General features: G+C 57.4%; 16 protein-coding genes and 5 pseudogenes. 12 read left to right on the forward strand and 9 right to left on the reverse strand.

The genetic code is table 11. From position 1 onward, the window contains the following. The 5 genes and pseudogenes from EN745_RS01130 to EN745_RS36715 form a co-directional block, all read left to right on the forward strand. Positions 1–1,150 (forward strand): TlpA disulfide reductase family protein (locus EN745_RS01130; protein ID WP_145968441.1); only part of this gene is annotated, 1,150 nt, incomplete at its 5' end. A 324-nt stretch (positions 1,151–1,474) separates the two neighbouring features. Continuing rightward, positions 1,475–1,912 (forward strand): DUF269 domain-containing protein, encoded by a 438-nt coding sequence (locus EN745_RS01135; RefSeq protein ID WP_127420354.1) that lies wholly within the window; start codon positions 1,475–1,477, stop codon positions 1,910–1,912. Positions 1,913–1,958: 46 nt separating this feature from the next. Next, positions 1,959–2,162 (forward strand): CCE_0567 family metalloprotein, encoded by a 204-nt coding sequence (locus EN745_RS01140; RefSeq protein WP_063169367.1) that lies wholly within the window; start codon positions 1,959–1,961, stop codon positions 2,160–2,162. Then, complete coding sequence (fdxB, locus tag EN745_RS01145; protein WP_189343318.1) at positions 2,159–2,476, forward strand: ferredoxin III, nif-specific; 318 nt, start codon at positions 2,159–2,161, stop codon at positions 2,474–2,476. Before EN745_RS01140 ends, fdxB begins: the two co-directional genes overlap by 4 nt. 72 nt (positions 2,477–2,548) lie before the next feature. Further along, positions 2,549–2,626, forward strand: a pseudogene (locus EN745_RS36715) (hypothetical protein); the annotation flags it as partial. 36 nt (positions 2,627–2,662) lie between these two features. Here the strand turns inward: EN745_RS36715 and EN745_RS01155 are convergent. Continuing rightward, positions 2,663–3,335 (reverse strand): annotated as a pseudogene (locus EN745_RS01155) (transposase); the annotation flags it as partial. 26 nt (positions 3,336–3,361) lie between these two features. Here EN745_RS01155 and EN745_RS01160 point away from each other — a divergent pair. Further along, positions 3,362–3,475, forward strand: a pseudogene (locus EN745_RS01160) (aminocyclopropane-1-carboxylate deaminase/D-cysteine desulfhydrase family protein); the annotation flags it as partial. Between the two features lie 401 nt (positions 3,476–3,876). Here the strand turns inward: EN745_RS01160 and EN745_RS01165 are convergent. Both EN745_RS01165 and EN745_RS01170 read right to left on the reverse strand, forming a co-directional pair. Continuing rightward, entirely contained in the window at positions 3,877–4,605 is a 729-nt protein-coding gene (locus EN745_RS01165) for an SDR family oxidoreductase (RefSeq protein ID WP_126080609.1), read from the reverse strand. 432 nt (positions 4,606–5,037) lie between these two features. Continuing rightward, the gene (locus EN745_RS01170) at positions 5,038–6,138 is read right to left on the reverse strand and encodes a redoxin domain-containing protein (protein ID WP_348526306.1); all 1,101 of its coding nucleotides are present in this window, start codon (positions 6,136–6,138) and stop codon (positions 5,038–5,040) included. Between EN745_RS01170 and EN745_RS35870 the strand changes: the two genes are divergently transcribed. From EN745_RS35870 to EN745_RS35875, 3 genes and pseudogenes are all read left to right on the forward strand, one after another. Then, positions 6,122–6,394, forward strand: coding sequence for a hypothetical protein (locus EN745_RS35870; protein WP_189353850.1), 273 nt, complete (start codon positions 6,122–6,124; stop codon positions 6,392–6,394). The two genes, EN745_RS01170 and EN745_RS35870, sit on opposite strands and share 17 nt — an antisense overlap. A gap of 195 nt (positions 6,395–6,589) precedes the next feature. Further along, a pseudogene (locus tag EN745_RS01175) lies at positions 6,590–7,032 on the forward strand (transposase); the annotation flags it as partial. Further along, positions 7,027–7,417, forward strand: a pseudogene (locus EN745_RS35875) (ATP-binding protein); the annotation flags it as partial. The pseudogenes EN745_RS01175 and EN745_RS35875, both read left to right, overlap by 6 nt. A gap of 169 nt (positions 7,418–7,586) precedes the next feature. Here EN745_RS35875 and EN745_RS01180 read toward each other — a convergent pair. The 6 genes from EN745_RS01180 to EN745_RS01205 form a co-directional block, all read right to left on the reverse strand. Continuing rightward, positions 7,587–8,138 carry an SET domain-containing protein-lysine N-methyltransferase gene (locus tag EN745_RS01180; protein ID WP_126080611.1) on the reverse strand — a complete coding sequence of 184 codons (552 nt, stop codon included), beginning with the start codon at positions 8,136–8,138 and terminating at the stop codon, positions 7,587–7,589. A gap of 592 nt (positions 8,139–8,730) precedes the next feature. After that, positions 8,731–9,726 (reverse strand): 2-oxoglutarate and iron-dependent oxygenase domain-containing protein, encoded by a 996-nt coding sequence (locus EN745_RS01185; RefSeq protein ID WP_126080612.1) that lies wholly within the window; start codon positions 9,724–9,726, stop codon positions 8,731–8,733. Positions 9,727–9,887: 161 nt separating this feature from the next. Next, positions 9,888–10,595, reverse strand: a complete 708-nt coding sequence (locus tag EN745_RS01190) for a class I SAM-dependent methyltransferase (RefSeq protein WP_126080613.1) — start codon at positions 10,593–10,595, stop codon at positions 9,888–9,890. A gap of 702 nt (positions 10,596–11,297) precedes the next feature. Next, a complete protein-coding gene (locus tag EN745_RS01195; protein ID WP_164762826.1) occupies positions 11,298–12,329 on the reverse strand; it encodes a GlxA family transcriptional regulator in 1,032 nt (343 codons plus the stop codon). Positions 12,330–12,413: 84 nt separating this feature from the next. Continuing rightward, a complete protein-coding gene (locus tag EN745_RS01200; RefSeq protein WP_126080615.1) occupies positions 12,414–13,106 on the reverse strand; it encodes a B12-binding domain-containing protein in 693 nt (230 codons plus the stop codon). A 381-nt stretch (positions 13,107–13,487) separates the two neighbouring features. Continuing rightward, entirely contained in the window at positions 13,488–14,396 is a 909-nt protein-coding gene (locus EN745_RS01205) for a LysR substrate-binding domain-containing protein (RefSeq protein ID WP_126080616.1), read from the reverse strand. 240 nt (positions 14,397–14,636) lie between these two features. Between EN745_RS01205 and EN745_RS01210 the strand changes: the two genes are divergently transcribed. The 3 genes from EN745_RS01210 to EN745_RS01220 are packed head-to-tail and all read left to right on the forward strand — an operon-like array spanning position 14,637 to position 17,421. Further along, on the forward strand, positions 14,637–15,881 hold the full coding sequence (locus tag EN745_RS01210; protein ID WP_245459658.1) for an FAD-binding oxidoreductase: 1,245 nt from the start codon (positions 14,637–14,639) through the stop codon (positions 15,879–15,881). 17 nt (positions 15,882–15,898) lie between these two features. Continuing rightward, a complete protein-coding gene (locus EN745_RS01215) occupies positions 15,899–16,780 on the forward strand; it encodes a dihydrodipicolinate synthase family protein (protein ID WP_126080618.1) in 882 nt (293 codons plus the stop codon). 26 nt (positions 16,781–16,806) lie between these two features. After that, entirely contained in the window at positions 16,807–17,421 is a 615-nt protein-coding gene (locus EN745_RS01220) for a short chain dehydrogenase (RefSeq protein ID WP_126080619.1), read from the forward strand. Positions 17,422–17,525 lie beyond the last annotated feature (104 nt).

Here is a 17,525-nt window from a genome sequence, read left to right on the forward strand (position 1 = left end):
GCGTATGGGGTCCCCGGCTCCTGCGATCAAAGTGGAGAACTGGCTGCGTGGCGAGCCCCTCACGAACTTTCGGCCCGGCAAGGTCTACCTCGTTGAGTTTTGGGCGACTTGGTGCGGACCATGTGTCGACGCCATGCCCCATTTGATCGAACTGCAGGAGAAATATGAAGGCAGCGGATTTGAGGCGGTCGGAGTTGCCGCCTGCGAACAGGGTCCTACCGCAGACGAGGCGCGGACCAACGTGGATGCCTGGCTGACCGAGAAGTTCCCGAATCTGAATTATCGTATCGGGTTCGATTACATTGGCGAAATGAACAAGCTCTGGATGGATCCCAGCTCTTCGATTGGGATTCCCACCTCGTTCGTGGTCGACCGCGACGGCCACATCGCTTTTATCGGCCACCCGGCGGAACTCGATGACGTTTTGCCGAAAGTCCTTAACGGCAGCTGGCGCAGCAGCTATGAAGCGAAAGCCGCCGATGCAAAGCGCATCGCGCATAACCAACTTGCAGCGCGCGAAATGTCGCTTACCGGGCCGATATACGCCAAACTTGAGCCGGCGATGCAGGCCGAGAATTGGACGGCGGCGCTCTTGGCCATCGAAGAAGGCCTCGCCTTGATGCCAGACTCTTTTGATTTTCGGCAGATTCATGCGGATCTTCTGCTTCACAAGCTGCGCGACATCAAGACCGGCATGCCGGTCATGCGAGAATTGGTCGAGGACGCGATCGACAAAACGTCCGACGCGGTGTCGTGGATGGCCTTGGCCCTCAACCAACTCTTCGATCCCACGATGGACAATTCCCATCTTCCGCGCGCGGAGCGCTTTGCGATGGGCAACGAGCTCTCGGAACAGATACTGGCACTCAATCCCCCGAACGGCGATGGCCCGTTTAAATACCGCCGGTACCTCCCGGTAGCTCAGTATTATTACGAGAGCGGCAACAAAGATCGCGCAATCGAGTTGATCGAGGTGGCACTGAAATCGGTGGACCGGCTGGGGCCAATTCCGGACCACACCAAACAGTACTATCTTACCCCATTGCTCGAAGCACTGGCCAACTACACGGGTGAGCCTGCCTGTCACGCGGATCTTTGTGTGGCTCCGCAAAAGAAGGCACCCGAAACTCAAAACGCAGTCACTTCCTGAGCAAGAATCGCGAAGGGACTGACAATTGGAATTGAACACTGGCCAATCCGCCCATCGAAGCTCTCTTCGCAGCAAGTATGTCGATGCAGCAGGGCGGCGGCTTGCGGCAGGTTGGATTTCAATTGCGTTGACCACCGGTCGGATCGCGGCGCAGACGATGTGCGCCGCGAATTCGCGCCGCAGGTCTCGCACTCGTGGACATGTCGAGGTCGGCCACGGGGCACTCTTGGGGTTGGCCCGCCCAAGCCATTCGTCGGCCACGCAAGCGGACCCGGAGTGGGCATCGCAGGAAAAGGAAATCGTACCTCGAAGACGAAGACTGAAATGACGAACAACGAAATTCCTCCGGTTGGCCCTGCTGTCAACAATGACGAAGAAGCCCTTGCTTCCCCGTTCGTCAAATGCCTCCTGCGGCTCATTCGTACTCAGGATTCCTTCGGCTTATGGGAAGGCCATTCGGATGCCGAGCTGCTGGCCGAGTTCATCATCACCAAGCAACAGCAACGTGCGGTACCCTTTGGCGGCGATCCCGATCCTGACGCGCTGTGGAGGCTCGACATGTTTTACACCGCCGTAGCGCTTGCGATCGAGGAGCGCTCCGGCGTGTCGACGTCGCCAATAATTGGAATGAAGCCCCTGCGGGCTTCCAGCGGTTGGGCGTTCTGTCGAGACGTCCACCGGTTCGGCTTCGAGACTTTCCGCAAACTTGCTGAGGCCGGTACGAAACTGGTCGACGATGCGACTGCAGCCATTGAAGCCTAGCCCGAGATGGAGCGCATCAACAAAACCATTGTTCCAGAAAGGATCTATGTCAGACCTAGATAAGATGAGGAAGAAAGTCCGAAAGCTCCAGTTGCGTGCAGCTATTGCCAAGATGGCATTGCAGGACCTTGTCGAGGGTCTGCCGGGCAAGTGGGCCGACATACAGGAAGTCGCCGAGAAAACCCAAGCCGTTTATGCCGAGTTGGATGTTGCCAAGAGAGAACTCGCTTCAATGAAGAATTTAGGATGATGCGCACATTCACCACCCGTGACGGCTCCATTTGGATGCCGTCGTACCTGACCTCCATCGATAGCAAGACCTGCATCGGCTGCTGCCGTTGTTTCAAGGTCTGCTCGCGCGATGTGATGCATCTTCACGGCGTTGATGATGCGGGTGAAATCCTCGGCCCCTGCGATGACGAGGACGACGATTTCGACGGCAAGCTCAATCGCATGATCATGGTTGTCGAAGATGCCGGCCGCTGCATAGGCTGCGGAGCCTGCGGCCGCGTCTGCCCCAAGAACTGCCAGACGCATGTTGCGGCCGACCAGCTCGCAACATGATCTGGCGAAAACCAGGAGAACGGCGTTGCACTTCATCTTTTTGTCGGCTCGTGGGGCTGGTCCTGTGCAGCAATGCGTCGATGGTTTACTTCGCTTTGGATTCTCCGTGTGGCAGTCGTCACGACGCTGGCCTGTTCGCTGCTGCTTCAGGCCGGCTACTTCGGCCGCGTGCTCTTTCTGAGCTGGTCATGCGGCTTGGCGCAAAGCAAGCTTCTTGTGCTCGCGCAGGTCATCCATGTTGATGTAGCGGTTGGCCTCCATCCAGTTTTCGTTGGTTTCGACGGCCAGCGCCCTGACCAGGCGCAGGCAGCTTTCGGCGTTCGGGAAGATGCGCACGACATAGGTGCGCCGGCGGATTTCCTCGTTGAGGCGTTCCAGCATGTTGGTGGACTTCAGGTGCTTGTGGTGCTGGCGCGGCAGGCAAAAGAAGGTCAGCGTGCATTCGATGGTCTCCTCTCCCCAGCTCGTCAGTCGCGGATAGCGGCCCGACCATTTGGCAAGCCATGCGGCGAGATCGGCCTTGGCCTCGGCGAGATCGCGCGGTCGTAGAGCCAGCGCAACTCCTGCAGGCAATCATCGCCACGATTTCTCGGCAGGTGATCGAGCGCGTTCCTGAGGCACGTAGCAGCGCTGCCAGGCGGGCTTCGGGGATCACCCCGCCGATCGCCGCCACCAGGCTGGCATGATCGTCGGACACGACCAGTTCGACGCCCCTGAGCCCGCGCGCCTTCAGCGCGACGAGGAAATCCCTCCAGGCCGAGCGGCTTTCGCGATTAGCCATCTCGACGGCCAAGATCTGGCGCCGGCCGTCCCAATCGATGCCGACAGCGATCAGCACCGCCTGGCTCATGACGACGCCGCCCGACGCGATCGCGCCAGATGCCCGATACGCTCGTCACAACCGGTGGCGTGCAGTCCAACCATACGCGCATGGTCGCTGCGGTCGCCGCCAAGACCGGCATGAGATGCCTCCTGGTCCAGGAGAGCTGGGTCCCACATGGACATCCGCGCCTGGTTCAGCCCTAGCGGTGAAGGCATGGCAGCAAGCTCAGCGCCGCTAAACAACACATCGCCAAGGCATGCGAACATTGCATGCTCTCTCGCTCGAACACGCCGCGGCGGGGGCGCTCGTCTCCACGTAGAAGGACCAGATTTGCCATCGAGCCTTCTCCTGTTCACGGCAAATTTCACCCTAAATGCACCGCCGCCTCGGAGATTGGCCCCAGCAGATGTCCGTAGGCAATCATTCTCTGACGTTGCCGAGCGGCGGAACTGGGCGCCATATTCCTTTACCATCAGACGGACCCGGTTCTCGACGTCGCGGCTGATAGCGACAAGGCAGGTGCCAGCGGGAGGATGGCGTTCCAGCGGCCCGCCCCAGTTCGAAATACGACTAACCGTCACGGAAGACTTAACTTGGCAGTTCGGCCACCGTCTACGACAAAAATCTGGCCGGTGACGAATGCAGCTTCGTCGGAGGCAATCCATGCGACCATGGCGGCAACTTCCTCAACGCGGCCTGTTCGGCCCAACGGATGAATGGTACCAAGCCGTTCCAGTGCCTTCTCGGGCAAAGCGGCGACGAAATCGACATTGAGATCCGTATCGATCCAACCAGGCGCTACGCCATTGCAGCGCACCCCGTCTTGCCCGCCGTCCACCGCTACGGCGCGTGTAAGGCCATGCAGCCCAGCCTTCGAGGCACAATATGCCGCGTGCCCTGGGTTAGAGGCCAATCCCTCTATCGAGCCAACATTGACGATTGAGCCACGGCTTCTGCGAAGATGAGGCATGGCGCGACGGATCAGCAGGAAAGGAGCATCAAGATTCAGCGCCATTGTGCGTCGCCACTCGTCAAGCCCGGTATCATCTACCCTTGCTTCAACCATGCACCCAGCGTTGTTGACCAGGATATCGAGGCGGCCAGCCTGTCGAACGACATGGTCAATTACCATGTTCGGAACGCCGGGGTCGCAAAGGTCCGCGACTATCCCTTCTCTATGACCGGTCGCCTCGAGCTGAACCGCAAATACTCTGGCCCCGTCGCTGGCAAGTCTGTCGGCGATTGCCGCCCCAATGCCGCGGCTAGCCCCGGTCACTAAGGCGACCTTCCCCATAAAACGCTTCATTCGGCTGCCCTTTCGCCATTCACCGTTACAAGCATGCCGACGCGAGACGCACGCGCAGGCCGGTTTAATCCGGACACCTTCTCCCGCGTGGTCAAGGCCTACTCCACCCCGTCGGCGATGCGACCATTAAGCGGCCGCAAGATGAATAGGCGTCTCTGACTCCGAAGGCCCAACCTGATGGCCGTGCGCGACGCACGAGCCCGGTCCGGCGCCGCGATTCGTTGCTCTTAGTCGATTTGAACTGAAATGCGAGCATCTGCGCTGACGCTTCTTTCTTCGTTAGGTGCCCGGGCTTTGTCCCATACCACCATGATTTCATGGGTTTCAAAGGCATCCTCAGAACATGTTTAGTAACACCCTGTATATTGATGCCAATTCAGCTGCGATGGACCCATATGCCTGAACGAATTGGCCCGTAAGCCCTTCTTGCTATCAAACCCTTTTATGCTTTCTCCTCGGCCCGCCCTGCGATCGTGCCTTCAGGACATTGCTTTGCGGAGCCGCACAGAGGGCGCCGTAATAAACCTCCTCACCCTTGTAGTTGGCTAAGGCCTGCAGCAAGTTCGGTAGAAGGTGTTGTTTCAGCTCGTCCAGCATAGGGTCCGCACTGTCCAGCGATTTCAGTGCGAACTCGATTAGCTCAATCGCACGATCTTGGTTGCCGCTCTCGTGATAGTATCGAGCCACCGCCGGATAAGTCCGGAACTTGTGGCCGTCGCCTTGGAGTGGATTGCGTGCCAGGATATGCTCGGCCAACTCTTTGCCGAGCGCGAAGCGCTCATGAGACGGAAAGTGCGAGTGGTCGTGCGCCGGACCGAAAAGTTGGTCTAATGTTGCCAGCAGCCAATGCTCGGAGTTCCTTTCGATCGCGTCGCGAGCCAATTGGCGTATGACAGGCAACCCGGCCGGCATGTCTTGCATTCTGTGAAGCAATACATGCGCCTGAGCCAAGCGGAAGTTGATGTCGTCGGGCATCAAGGCGCTGCCCTCTTCGACTGCTGAGAGTGCCGTCTCCCAGTCCTCTTTTCTCACTGCGGCCCAAAATCTCCTATTAATTGACTTGGTCAACGCTTGTTCGCGCTCGGCGATCCGCTTCGAGTCGACTTTCGATGCGTCGCTGGTGCGCCAGCGGCCGTTGAGCACTCTCGCCAAGACCTCGTTAAGTCGAGTAGCGTGACCGATATAGGCGATACGACCGTCTGCATCGATTACAAACAAGATCGGAAATTCGCCAGAAAAGCTTGCTTCCATCCAACGCTTTTTCATTTGGCCCGTATGGTCGAACGCGATCGGAAAATTCAGGTTCGAGCACTTTTCGGTCAACCACGCGTCCAGCTTGACCCGCGCCTCAACCGTCGATAGCGCGCCTTCATGAGCCGCGACCACGATGACCTCGAGCCCACTGTGCTTGAACCTTTCCTGCATCTGCATCAGATGGTGCATCGCCGCCGCACATGGTTCACTCCCAGTTGCCCAAAATTCGACGACGTATACTTTGCCGGGCTGGAAATGTGCGATGGGCTCGCCGCGCACCCAAGTCTCCACATTGATCGAAGGAGCCGGCGACCCCATCTGCAAAACCATATTGCTCTCCAACGCCATCCCAAAGCTGCGCGGCTTTATGGCAAGCTGTTCCCTGAGAGACGGTGCACCGAGTCGACTGAAAGGAGGCCTCTATCGTCAGGCGGGCTTCGATGCAGTCAGCCGTCAATCAGTTTTGCCGCATTTCAACCAGCAAAGGCCGTGCCAGCGCGCTGAACGCCCGCTGACGGCATTAATTTACCTTTGAAAACATCCATGTGTAATGATGCGGACATTTTTGTCAGGTGTTTGTTTCGAATCCGCCATTTTGTCAGTTGCTGTCGGTCTGGGCGTTTAGAGTCCTCGCGCCAGACTGCGATGGGGCAGCAGCACCTGAATACAGACCTGCCACTGAGAATTTCCTCCATCTGAGACTAGAGTCAGGGTCCTTGATTACGGACTGATGAAGACAAAGCGATTTACGGAAGAGCAGATCATCGCGGTTATGCGCGAGCATGAAGAGGGTGCGAAGGCTGGCGATCTTGCCCGCAAGCACGGGATCTCCGAGGCGACGCTGTATAGCTGGAAGGCCAAGTATGGCGGGATGGACGTCTCCGACGCCAAGCGCCTGAGGCCTTGGAAGACGAGAACGCCAAGCTAAAGAAGCTGCTCGCCGACGCTCGAAGCCTCGGCAGTGCGCGAGCTTCTGTCGAAAAAAGTTAGGACCCGCCGCCAAGCGCGAATCCGTAGCGCATCTGCAGGCCGTCATGGGCCTATCGGAGCGTCGGGCCTGTCCTTCGTCGGCGCCGATCGCAAGATGATTGATACCAGTCTGGCCGACCGCCAGAGACACAGCTGCGTGGTCGGCTGCGCGACCTCACGCACGAGCGTCGACGCTTCGGTTACCTGCCCGTCGTCCACGGTGGCGGCAATCTGTTCTTCCAACTCGCAAACGCCCGCTACGAGAAGGGCGCAATGATTGTTACCTCAAATCGCGGCTTCGCCGAATGGGGCGAGGTCTTCGGCGACCCTCGTCGCAACCGCACTTCTCGATCGCCTGCTTCACCATGCGGTCGTCGTCCAGATCGAAGGATCGAGTTATCGGCTCCGCCAGCACGCCGAGCTCATGCCAGAACACTTGCGATCAAAAGCCTCCATCACATTGCCGACATTAAATTCACCATCGCGACCGCGCGGCCGGCCACCGAAAAATGGACACCCCCACCGGGACAGCCTGAGCGGCGAAACTGGGGAATTTTACTTCGGCACTTTTGGGGACGAGTGGCATTGACAGGTGACGCGCAGGGGATTGCACAGATTGTGCGCACACGTTGGTTCAAGGCAGTTCATCTGAAGTCCGCTACTGGCCAGAGGCCGCGCACGCTCACCGCGGCGCGCAACACTGTCAGGGCGGCACTGCCAACGAGCAGGTCATCCGACGCATGTTGCGTTCCCTGGGGCTAAGCAACCCTATCTCTCTCTTGGAAGGTGCCTTGGGTTTTCTTGAGGTACGGTGCGTAAAAACCCGATACGAGCAGAGGATGATCGCGAGGCAATGTGGAGAAGCCTCCGGCTGAGCCTCGGCAATTTCTAGACGAACAAAGACATACCGATACCCCAATGCACTCGAATTCCGATGTAGCGTAGTTCCACGTCACTTCGGCGCCAGAAGAGATATGCTGAATGGCGACGAAGTCGTAGGCCCCGAAGCGATTGGGCACAATCGCTAAGTTTGGATCACAACAATGATTCACAATGACAGCCGGCTTATGAAAGAGAGCATGGACATTCCAGTCCAGTTGAAAGGAGTTTGTCGTTCGAACCGTTTCCATACGGTCAATTAGCCCGATGACGACAATTTCCCCCGGCAGGAAGTCGCGAGCAGCGAATACCCCGCGCCCCCTTTCTCCTCCCGTGCTGAGGATTTTTACGTTGCGGGCATTGAGCTGCTTTGCGCACGCGACGTCATCCGTCAAAATAGACAGATCTTGGTTTATGTGAGTATCAGACATACTGTTTCTTTCGCCTGCTCGATTGAGGGATGAGTACTTTTCGCCAGAGGTCGCTTGGAATTTCGCTGTTTTCGGAACGTCCTCCTAAAATCCCGATGGTTCCAAGTAATTTACGAAGTTGGGGGCTTGTCCATGTTTTGCGCCTTAGGTCCCAGTCAGCGGCGCCTACTGTCTCTCCCAGGAAACACTCAAAAATCGTGCCGATTCACCCGCCCGGCAGCCGAGGATTTTGATTTCTCTCGGCTATTTGACTGAGGCTAACGAAGAGATTGCCTATCACGCGTGTGTAGCGAATCCGACAGACCAGCAGGCGAAGTGGTGACAACGCGTCTGCAAGCGAGCAGTTTATCCTGCTGCGGATGGTGCGCGTGACACGCCAGCCGGGGGTCCAGGTCTCGAAAGCGTTAGCATACCGCAGGAAGTGGCTGCAAAACCCCTGTTGCCGCCAGATGCCGCGCACATTGAGTTTCAAAGGCGCGGTCAAGGGACTAATGCGTGACAATACTGTCCCACCTATGGCGTTTTCTGAGTTCGACTGGGCCGCTTCGACCCCGCAGTGTATTGTCACGCGAGTAGGCGGCGGCCCGCTCTCTCATGCTTTGGCCAAATGAGCATAACTTGCTGCGAAACGCCCGAGTTTGTGTTCGCCGCAAGTCACCGGCCGGTAGCGCAGAGGGTTGCTGTCAGTGACACATGAGGCCAATGGCTCAATGATCGCATCGAAATCAGCATCGATAAAGAAGGGGATTGAGTATCGCTCACGCCCTGAGCTATTCACTACGCGATGTAGGTTGGCCAGATAGACACCGTTGGTGAGCCGCTGAAGCAGGTCCCCGACGTTGATTATGAAAGTACCGTGGATCGGCGTGCCTTGTACCCAATCGCCGTCTCGGTTCATGACCTGAAGACCGCCGACGTCGTCCTGTGCAAGGATGGTCAAATTGCCGTAGTCGGTGTGGGCGCCGATTCCGATCATGTCTTCGCTGATATAACCACTCTGCGGCGGGTAGTGAAGCAGCCGCTGAATGCTGATCGGGTTCCGCATGAGGTCCTCGAAATAGCTTTCCGCCAGGTCCAGACTGAGCGCAATTCCCTGCAAAAGTTTTTTCGATAGGCCCACCATCTCTTGATGGTATCTGTATGTCAGCTCCCGAAACTCGGGCCAACCTGAGGGCCACTGGTTAGGACCAAAAAAGGGACCTTCTAAGGTCGAACGTTCAGGTCCGAAGTCGAAGCACTCCTTGAGGTCTTTGGTCTTGCCCGGATCGGTGTTCTCGCCGAACAGCTCAATGTAACCGCGAAAGGCCGAATCGGAATTGCCAATATGCAGTGACGACTTCTGCGACAATGGCAAATTAAAAAACCTGCGGCTCACATCAAACACCGATTGTATGAAATCCTGCGGGACTCCGTGGTTCTTCACATACATGAATCCAGTATTGGAAAGCGCCCACCGTATCTCCCTGGCCACCACCTGTTTGTTCGTACCGTTGAGGAGCGGTCCGATGTCGACCACCGGTATTTTGTCAAAGCTTTCGCGTTTTGCGCGCAGCTTATCGTCTAGTCTGGCTACTAAACCTTTGGACATTAGTACACCTTTGTTTTGCCGATTGAAGCCGACGCATAGCTGCCGGCCATTTGGATTTATCGTGACGCGAAGTAGTACTGAAACGCGCCACCGTGCTGGAAATACCCCTACTCGTCTTTAGGTCATCCACAACAGGGTTTCGCTCCCGAGGCAGAGCATGATCACAACCCCTGTCGCTCTGCCGCGCTGACCTTCTCGGGCACTTGAAAGACCCAATAGTCCGCACGCTCCTCGGCCACGTATCTGCCGTTGCTTAGACACTGCGCCAGTAAAAGAACGCCCTCATCCTGCAGACGCCGCGCTTCGTCCTCGAAGAATGCGGCCTCGGCGTAGCTCTTGCGGATGCTTGTGATGATGAATCCTTTCGGGCGCGTGACGCGAGCCAGCTCGCGCAGCCCGTCTGGTCTAACGTGCCCAAGTGTAAAGACACCGCAGCAAACCGTGATATCATAGCCCGCGTCGGCGTACTCAGAGAGTACTCCGTTAAGGTCGACACAGTCTTGGACATGACGGTAGACTCGGGTTTGCCGCGCCTTTTCGGCCATCTCTTTGGAAAGATCGAACCCATCGATCAGCCCGAAGCCGAGGCGTTCCAGTTGCACGCCGACAAGGCCTGTTCCGCAGCCAGCATCCAGGATTGTGATGGCAGTTCGCTCGCTGCTCAAATAGGCTGCCTGCACGGTGCCCGCTAGTTCCGCCACGATCATCGGGCCGTAGTACCCCTCGGAGCCAACATCCACATCGTAGGCCCCAGCCCATCCCCGATAGAATTGGGTTAGGCGATCGGCGTCGCCCTCGAGTACGAGGGCGTCCCTGATGCGCTGTCGTGCGACTTGTTCCAGTGTCGTCTGCTGATCGACGGTATTCATGGCAACTCCTCTGATAGGCATAATCGGAAGCGGCTATTCGGCTCCTGATGCCAACTCTCAAATGTGAGAATCAAAGCTCGTGCCAATTGGCCAAAAGCCCGAAGAAAAGCAATTTTGATGAATTCTGCTATCAGGCTGAGGCACAACAACACAACATTGCTCCAACGAAGCCTGTCCGCAAACAACAAAGCCGACAAAGTGTCGGGTTGTGAACTTGCGACCCAGCGTACAGCACTGCCCGCGAACTCATGAAAATCCCGCGCGCCTCCTACGTTGTCAGCTCTATCAATTCCAGTGGCCTGCTATGTGGTGGGTCCGGAATGAGCTGGTACGGGTTGATCAGCCCGGTGCTCGATTGCCATTGGCAATGCAGATGCGGTCGAAGATTTGCGGCCGAAGGAGGCGTCCGCTGGGACTATCGCCGTTTTGGGGCAGGTCAGGATTGCCCTGGCGCTGGAGTCAGTGATGAGGCGCTAAGCTGGGCTTTGGATGGTGTCCTCTCGGACAGCCCAGGACGTCATCCAGCGGCAGACGACGATGGCTTCTTCGGTCGACGTCAGGCACGGTGCTCTTCGACGCCTCGGCTCCCATCGGAGCATCGGCCCGATCGCGTTGAGCGCGAAAGCCAGGCTGCCGAGGTGCTTGCCAATTGATGGCACGTGGGTTTTGCGGGGCTCGTAAGGGGGCGTCACCGAGTATGGGTCAGCCGCGACAGGTACTGGGGTTGGCGCCGAAGGCTTCGCGGAAGCACTTCGAAAAATGTGAGGCCGACACGAAACCACAGGCGACCGCGATCTCAATAATCGGCAACTCTGTTTGTGCAATGAGACGCTTCGCGCGGCTAAGTCTCAAATGCAGGTAAAAGCGCATGGGAGACAACGAAACCGATCGCTGGAAGAGCCGTTCAATCTGACGCTGTGAGCGGCCGACACATCTTGCGATGTCGCGTAAGGGCAGCGGGTCCTCAATATGCTCCTCCATAATGCGAATCACTTCGGCGACCGGCTTGCAGATGCCGGCTTCGCCGCCATTCATGGTCCATTGTCTATCAGAGGCAGGGCGCCAATACCCGGCAGTCGTATGTCGGCAGACGGTCAACGCAATGTCTCTGCCGAGGCGTTCGCTGATCAGCTCCATAACGAGGTCGAACGACGCAAATTCTCCTGCGCAAGTGAGGAGGTGACTATCACGAACGAATAGCCGGTCAGTGACCTGAAGCCGGCCAAATTTTTCAGAGAAAGCGGCTCTCTTGTCCCAATGGATTGTGCACGCGGTGCCGTCCAGCAACCCGCTGTCCGCCAACAGCCATGTCGCCGTACCCAACGCTGTGATTGGAACACCATGCCGCTTGCAAAGCCGAAGAATCTTGCTGAGAGCAGCAGACGTCTGCCTTTCGACCCGTTCGCCTGCACAGACAATGACCATGTTCGTACCTTTGCCAGCCGGAACGCATTCGCCGGTGCTAGCGAAGTCGCTGCCGACCGACAGGACGAACCCGCTGGCGCATTCAACCGGCTGGCCATCCAGGCTTGCAATCGTCCACTCGAAGAATGATCGACCGGACACAGAATTCGCGATGCGAAGGGGATCTACAAATGACGAAAGGCTGAGTAGCGAAAATCCGGGAAGTGCCAGGATAACCAGTCGGTATACGTCCTGCGTGTCGATCACCTGCCGGCTGGGGTTCCATCCCACGATCCGCGAATGATCTCCTGTTGAAAATGGCGCATTCATAAGGTCATACATCCTGGTTGATGGTGATCAACATCGAGCGGCCGCAAACGACACCGGCGCCTTCAGGGTTGGCACCGCAGCCATTCAACTACGGGTGTTATGCTTGCGCTTCATGAAGTCCTTGGCGGTCTCGACAGCCACCGCCGCGTCGCGGCAATAGGCATCGGCGCCGACGGCCTTGCCGAATTCCTCGTTCAGCGGCGCACCGCCGACCAGCACGACATAGTCGTCGCGAATGCCCTTTTCCTTCATCGTGTCGATGACGACCTTCATGTAGGGCATGGTGGTGGTCAGCAGCGCCGACATGCCGACAATATCAGGTTTATGCTCTTCAATCGCCGCCATATACTTCTCGACCGCATTGTTGATGCCGAGGTCGATGACGTCGAAGCCGGCGCCTTCCATCATCATGCCGACGAGGTTCTTGCCAATGTCGTGGATGTCGCCCTTGACGGTGCCGATCACCATCTTGCCCTGCTTTGGCGCGCCGGTGGCGATAAGCAGCGGGCGCAGGATGAACATGCCGGCCTTCATCGCATTGGCCGACAGCAGCACTTCCGGAACAAACAGGATACCGTCGCGAAAATCCTCGCCGACGATGCGCATGCCTTCGACCAGCGCCTCGGTGAGCACCTTGTAGGGCGCCCATCCGCGCTCCAGCAGGATGGCCGTGCCTTCCTCAATTTCTTCCTTCAGCCCGTCATAAAGGTCGTCGTGCATCTGCTGCACGAGTTCCTCGTCGGACAGCTCGGAAAGGATGATCTCTTCGTCAGCCATGTTGGTTCACCTGATGCTCAATTCAAAGGAGGTCGGCGCCCCATCTCGATGGGGCACCGATCAGGCTTCCGGTTCGAAGCCTTGGGAGTTGATTTTCAGGCTGCCAGCCACTATTCCCGCAGGTGAATCTGGGAACCGGAAGACTGGCCTGTGCGGCGCCGGATTGCGGGAATATCAGTGTCCATCATCGCGTCACCCTCAGCGGAATGACCCGCATCCCGCGTCAAACATCAGTGGCCCGGCCGTCCAATAGGGGCGGACCCTAGCTTAATCTCGCGCTGATGATAGGCGCCGGCAATTGTCCTGAGAATGCGCAAAAGCTTTCGCTTGTCTTAAATCCAGTTTATATCCAGAGGCGGATAGGGTGAGGGGCAATTCAGGTCACGGGCGGAGTTCTTCAGACTGGACGAGAAACCAGTCAACCAAAATCTTGCATCTCTTGTTCTTGCTGGCATCCTCGCTGGCCAACAGAAAGAAGGCCCTGTCGGTCTGGATTTGGGTTGGCAATGGCTTGACCAGGAGGCGGTTGTCGAGCAACTGCTGGGCGGTAAGGGACCACCCCAATGCTATTCCTTCACCAGCCAGAGCCGCTTGAAGCGTTAGCTGGTAGTCATTGAACACGATATTGGGCTTGATGTCGCTGGCATCGCCGCCTGCCAACTCGACCCATTCGGGCCAATCCAGGCGCTTGCGAAAAGCATCGGACGAATGAATCAGTTGATGGTGGATCAGATCTTCGACGGCTTGGGGAGCGGGGTGCGACAGAAGATATGCCGGTGAGCAGACGGGAAAGATGATCTCGTCGCAAACGAACCAGCTGTTGGCCCTTTCAAAATTCCGGGGCCGCACCCAAACCGTCACGTCGATCTCATGATCTGGCTCGACATCGCGGTCGGTGGCGACCACCTTGATCCTGACGTCCGGATGCTCTTCCTGGAAATGATAGAGTTGAGGCGCGAGCCAATGTGCCGCCAGAGATGTCGAAGCTGCGAAAGTTATGTACTTCGTTCCGCGATCAGTGATGGTCTCAAGCCGCTGTTCCAGACGGCGGAAGCTGTTGCGCACCTCATCGTAGAGCTGCCTGCCGGGCTCGGTCAGCTGCACTCCCCGATTGTCTCGGACAAAGAGTGCCGTCCCGCAATGCTTTTCGAACATTTTGATCGAATGCGAGATACTTGGCTGCGTCACGTTGAGTTCGCTGGCCGCGTTCTTGAAACTCAGCGTTCGGGCCGCCGCTTCGAAGACGAAAAGCGAATGCGTCGATGGGACAAGATTGCGAAGCTTGGACATGAAGCAGGTCTATATCAGACCGCATATTTTCCGTCTACGAGACGAACGACACATCGTTTATTCGAAACAGGAACAAGCCAGAGCGAGCGGTGCACTACCCACCGGCCGCCTTCACCGAGCGAGTTGGCAGTGAACTCTTTGAATCAAACAAAGACAAGAGAGCGTATTGTCGTCCAAGCACCGCATCCGGAGCCAACAGTCTCAGGGTGGTACCGCACGTCGGGACCGGAGCTACCCTTAGTGCCGCAGCAAGGCGATGTCACATGCGATTGCCTGGTCATTGGCGGCGGCTGGATGGGGCTTCACGCGGCCCGCCGATTTGCCGAACTCAACCCCCAGTCTTCGGTAATCCTCGTCGACGCCGGACGTATCGGGGACAATGCATCGGGGCGGTGCATGGGCTTCGTCATCGATCTCGCGCACAATCCCCGAAAACGCGACTTCGTTGAAGACATTAGGGGAAACAAGGAAGAGCTGTACGTCAACCTTGAGGGCATCGCCTACATTCGAACCGCCGTCGAGGAGCATGGGGTAGACTGTGATTGGGACCCGCAGGGGAAATACCACAGCGCGGCCACGTCTCACGGCGTTGCCGATCTACACCGCTTTTCGGAGGCGCTCGATAAGCTTGGACAGAAGTACAGCTGGGTTGAAGCCCCTGAAATTCAGTCGATCACCGGCAGTAAGCACTACGTCAAAGCTTTGCATCACCCTGGCACGATTCTGGTCCAGCCTGCGAAGTATCTCAAGAACGCCGTAAACAGCCTCCCCGAGAACGTTACCATCCATGAAAACACCGCCATTGTGGCGGTCCAGTTCGGTGCGCCGAAGCACATCTGCGAGACGCCTGCTGGAACAATCAGGGCTTCGAAGGTCATCATCTGCGCATCGGGTTATCTGACGAGATTTGGCTTCTTCGAAAACCGAGCCATACCACTCTACACGTTCGCGAGCATGACCAGACAGCTCACTGAGAGCGAGCTTTCCAACGTGGGCAACAAGCGAACATATGGGCTTATTCCGGCCGATAGCTTTGGGACGACGGTGCGACGTACTATAGACAACCGTCTTTTCCTTAGAAACGTTTACTCGTATGCGACTAATTTCAAAACAACCAAACAAGATGTCCTTAGGGCGCGGACCCAGCAGCAGGTAGCATTTGACCGCCGATGGCCCGGGCTTTCGTCAATCGGCTTTGAGGCCAGCTGGGGTGGTCTGCTTACGCTCGCGCAAAATGGCGGCATGGTCTTCGGCGAGTTGGCGCACGACGTCTATGGTGCCGCCTTCTGTAATGGAACCGGCGTCGCTCGAGGGGCTGCCTTTGGCAAGGCTGTCGCCGAACTGGCCACGGGGCAATCTTCGGCTGTGATCGATATCCTGAAGACGCGGGCCGCTCCGAGCAGGACTTATCCGAGACTTGTCACATCAATGGGCGTCCGGTTCGTGACCGCTCTTCGTTTCAGGCAGGCAGGCGCGGAAGTCTAGCAATAAGAGGAACGGCAATGGCGGACCTGAAGGGCATCAATCTTGCAATGCAGACACCGTTCGAACCTACCGGTGCGATCGATTACGGCCTCTTCGAAGAGTTGATCGAAAAATACGTATCGGCGGGAGTTCACGGCTTGGTTCTTGGGGCAGGTACAGGCCAGCACCCTTACCTGACCGAGTCCGAATGCAATCGGCTCTACGAGCTCGGGGCGAAGCGCATCGCAGGACGCTGCAACGTTGTCTGCCAGACCTCGGCCCTGAATATGGACGAAGTCATACGGCGGTCACAGCAAGCTGAATCGGTCGGCGCGGACGCGCTGATGATTTTGCCGCCGTATCTCGAAGGTCCGTCAGACGAGGATGGAATTTTCAATTTCTACAGGGAAATCGACGCGGCGGTTGGCGTGGATATTGTGGGCTACAACATCCCGCAGGCTACCGGGATCGCGGTTTCGCCACGCCTTTTTGATCGACTGAGCGGTCTCAAGCATTTCAATTACATCAAAGATAGTGCCGGCGACTTCACCGTGCATCAGGAGTATCTGCAGACGGGAGGCAAGGTGCTAAATGGTTGCGATACAACAACCCTCTATGCGCTGATGGCAGGCGCGCGCGGTGTTATCTGGGGCGCAGCAAACTACATGCCTCTTGAGGCTGTCGAATTGTACAACCTTGTGGCAGCGAAGGATTTGGAGAGGGCTCTGGCACTTTGGCAGCGGATGCTGCCCTCGTTGCTTTTTATCTGGCGGGCACCATATACGCCTTCTGTTCTGAGAGCCGCGCAACTGCGCGGCCTCGGAACCGGGAATGTCCGCAAGCCATTGGCAAAACTCTCGGCGGACCAGGACATGGCGCTTCGCGCCGCACTTGCCCCGCTGTTTGAGGTCGCCTCCTAGCCGTCAGGATATCCAGGGGAGTCCCTATGCGAATTGTCCTGGTTGGTTCGACTGGGATTGTCGGGTCGGCCGTAGCGGCCGAACTTGGCAAGCGGCACAACATTATAGGAGTCGGGCGAACTAGCGGCTTATTCAACGTCGACATCGCCGAGCCGAACTCTATCGACCAATTATTCGACAAGATCGGTGCATTTGACGCGTTGATCTGCACAGCAGGGGCCGTGCACTACGCCCCGCTGAACCAATTCACGAATGAACAGTTCGAAATCGGGCTGCGCAGTAAGTTGATGGGGCAGGTCAATCTCGTAGCGAAGGGTCTCAAGCGTATCCGCGACCACGGATCATTTACCTTGACCTCGGGTCTAACCAACGAAGATCCCATCCGGCAGGGAAGCTCGTCCGCCCTGGTCAATGGCGCGTTAGACGGTTTTGTACGCAGCGCGGCAATCGAGCTTGGGCGGGGGCTGCGGATCAATCTGGTCAGTCCGACTCTCGTACAGGAGTCGGTTCAGCTCTACGGCGACTTCTTTCCTGGCACCGCGGCGGTGCCGGCGAGCGAGGTGGCGCTCGGCTACGTCAAGAGCGCAGAGGGCAGTCAAACGGGTCGAGTTTATCGCATGGGTTGGGTCAGAGACGCCTAATCTGACCAACAATGAACGTCGCGCTAACGGAGGACAAGCATGCCCAGGCAACTCTGCATCGGAGGTAGGTGGGAACTCGGTGGTAGAGCGGCCCAATTTCGATG

Origin of the sequence: Mesorhizobium sp. M4A.F.Ca.ET.022.05.2.1 (assembly GCF_003998845.1) — a bacterium.
Lineage (GTDB): Bacteria > Pseudomonadota > Alphaproteobacteria > Rhizobiales > Rhizobiaceae > Mesorhizobium.

What these genes read in the sequence shown, in the direction of transcription:
- EN745_RS01135 (WP_127420354.1), top strand. Translation starts at nt 1,475, where the DNA reads ATGACGAACAACGAAATTCCTCCGGTTGGCCCTGCTGTCAACAATGAC.
- EN745_RS01140 (WP_063169367.1), top strand. Translation starts at nt 1,959, where the DNA reads ATGTCAGACCTAGATAAGATGAGGAAGAAAGTCCGAAAGCTCCAGTTG.
- fdxB (WP_189343318.1), top strand. Translation starts at nt 2,159, where the DNA reads ATGATGCGCACATTCACCACCCGTGACGGCTCCATTTGGATGCCGTCG.
- EN745_RS01165 (WP_126080609.1), bottom strand. Translation starts at nt 4,605, where the DNA reads ATGAAGCGTTTTATGGGGAAGGTCGCCTTAGTGACCGGGGCTAGCCGC.
- EN745_RS35870 (WP_189353850.1), top strand. Translation starts at nt 6,122, where the DNA reads ATGGGCTCGCCGCGCACCCAAGTCTCCACATTGATCGAAGGAGCCGGC.
- EN745_RS01180 (WP_126080611.1), bottom strand. Translation starts at nt 8,138, where the DNA reads ATGTCTGATACTCACATAAACCAAGATCTGTCTATTTTGACGGATGAC.
- EN745_RS01185 (WP_126080612.1), bottom strand. Translation starts at nt 9,726, where the DNA reads ATGTCCAAAGGTTTAGTAGCCAGACTAGACGATAAGCTGCGCGCAAAA.
- EN745_RS01190 (WP_126080613.1), bottom strand. Translation starts at nt 10,595, where the DNA reads ATGAATACCGTCGATCAGCAGACGACACTGGAACAAGTCGCACGACAG.
- EN745_RS01195 (WP_164762826.1), bottom strand. Translation starts at nt 12,329, where the DNA reads ATGAATGCGCCATTTTCAACAGGAGATCATTCGCGGATCGTGGGATGG.
- EN745_RS01200 (WP_126080615.1), bottom strand. Translation starts at nt 13,106, where the DNA reads ATGGCTGACGAAGAGATCATCCTTTCCGAGCTGTCCGACGAGGAACTC.
- EN745_RS01205 (WP_126080616.1), bottom strand. Translation starts at nt 14,396, where the DNA reads ATGTCCAAGCTTCGCAATCTTGTCCCATCGACGCATTCGCTTTTCGTC.
- EN745_RS01215 (WP_126080618.1), top strand. Translation starts at nt 15,899, where the DNA reads ATGGCGGACCTGAAGGGCATCAATCTTGCAATGCAGACACCGTTCGAA.
- EN745_RS01220 (WP_126080619.1), top strand. Translation starts at nt 16,807, where the DNA reads ATGCGAATTGTCCTGGTTGGTTCGACTGGGATTGTCGGGTCGGCCGTA.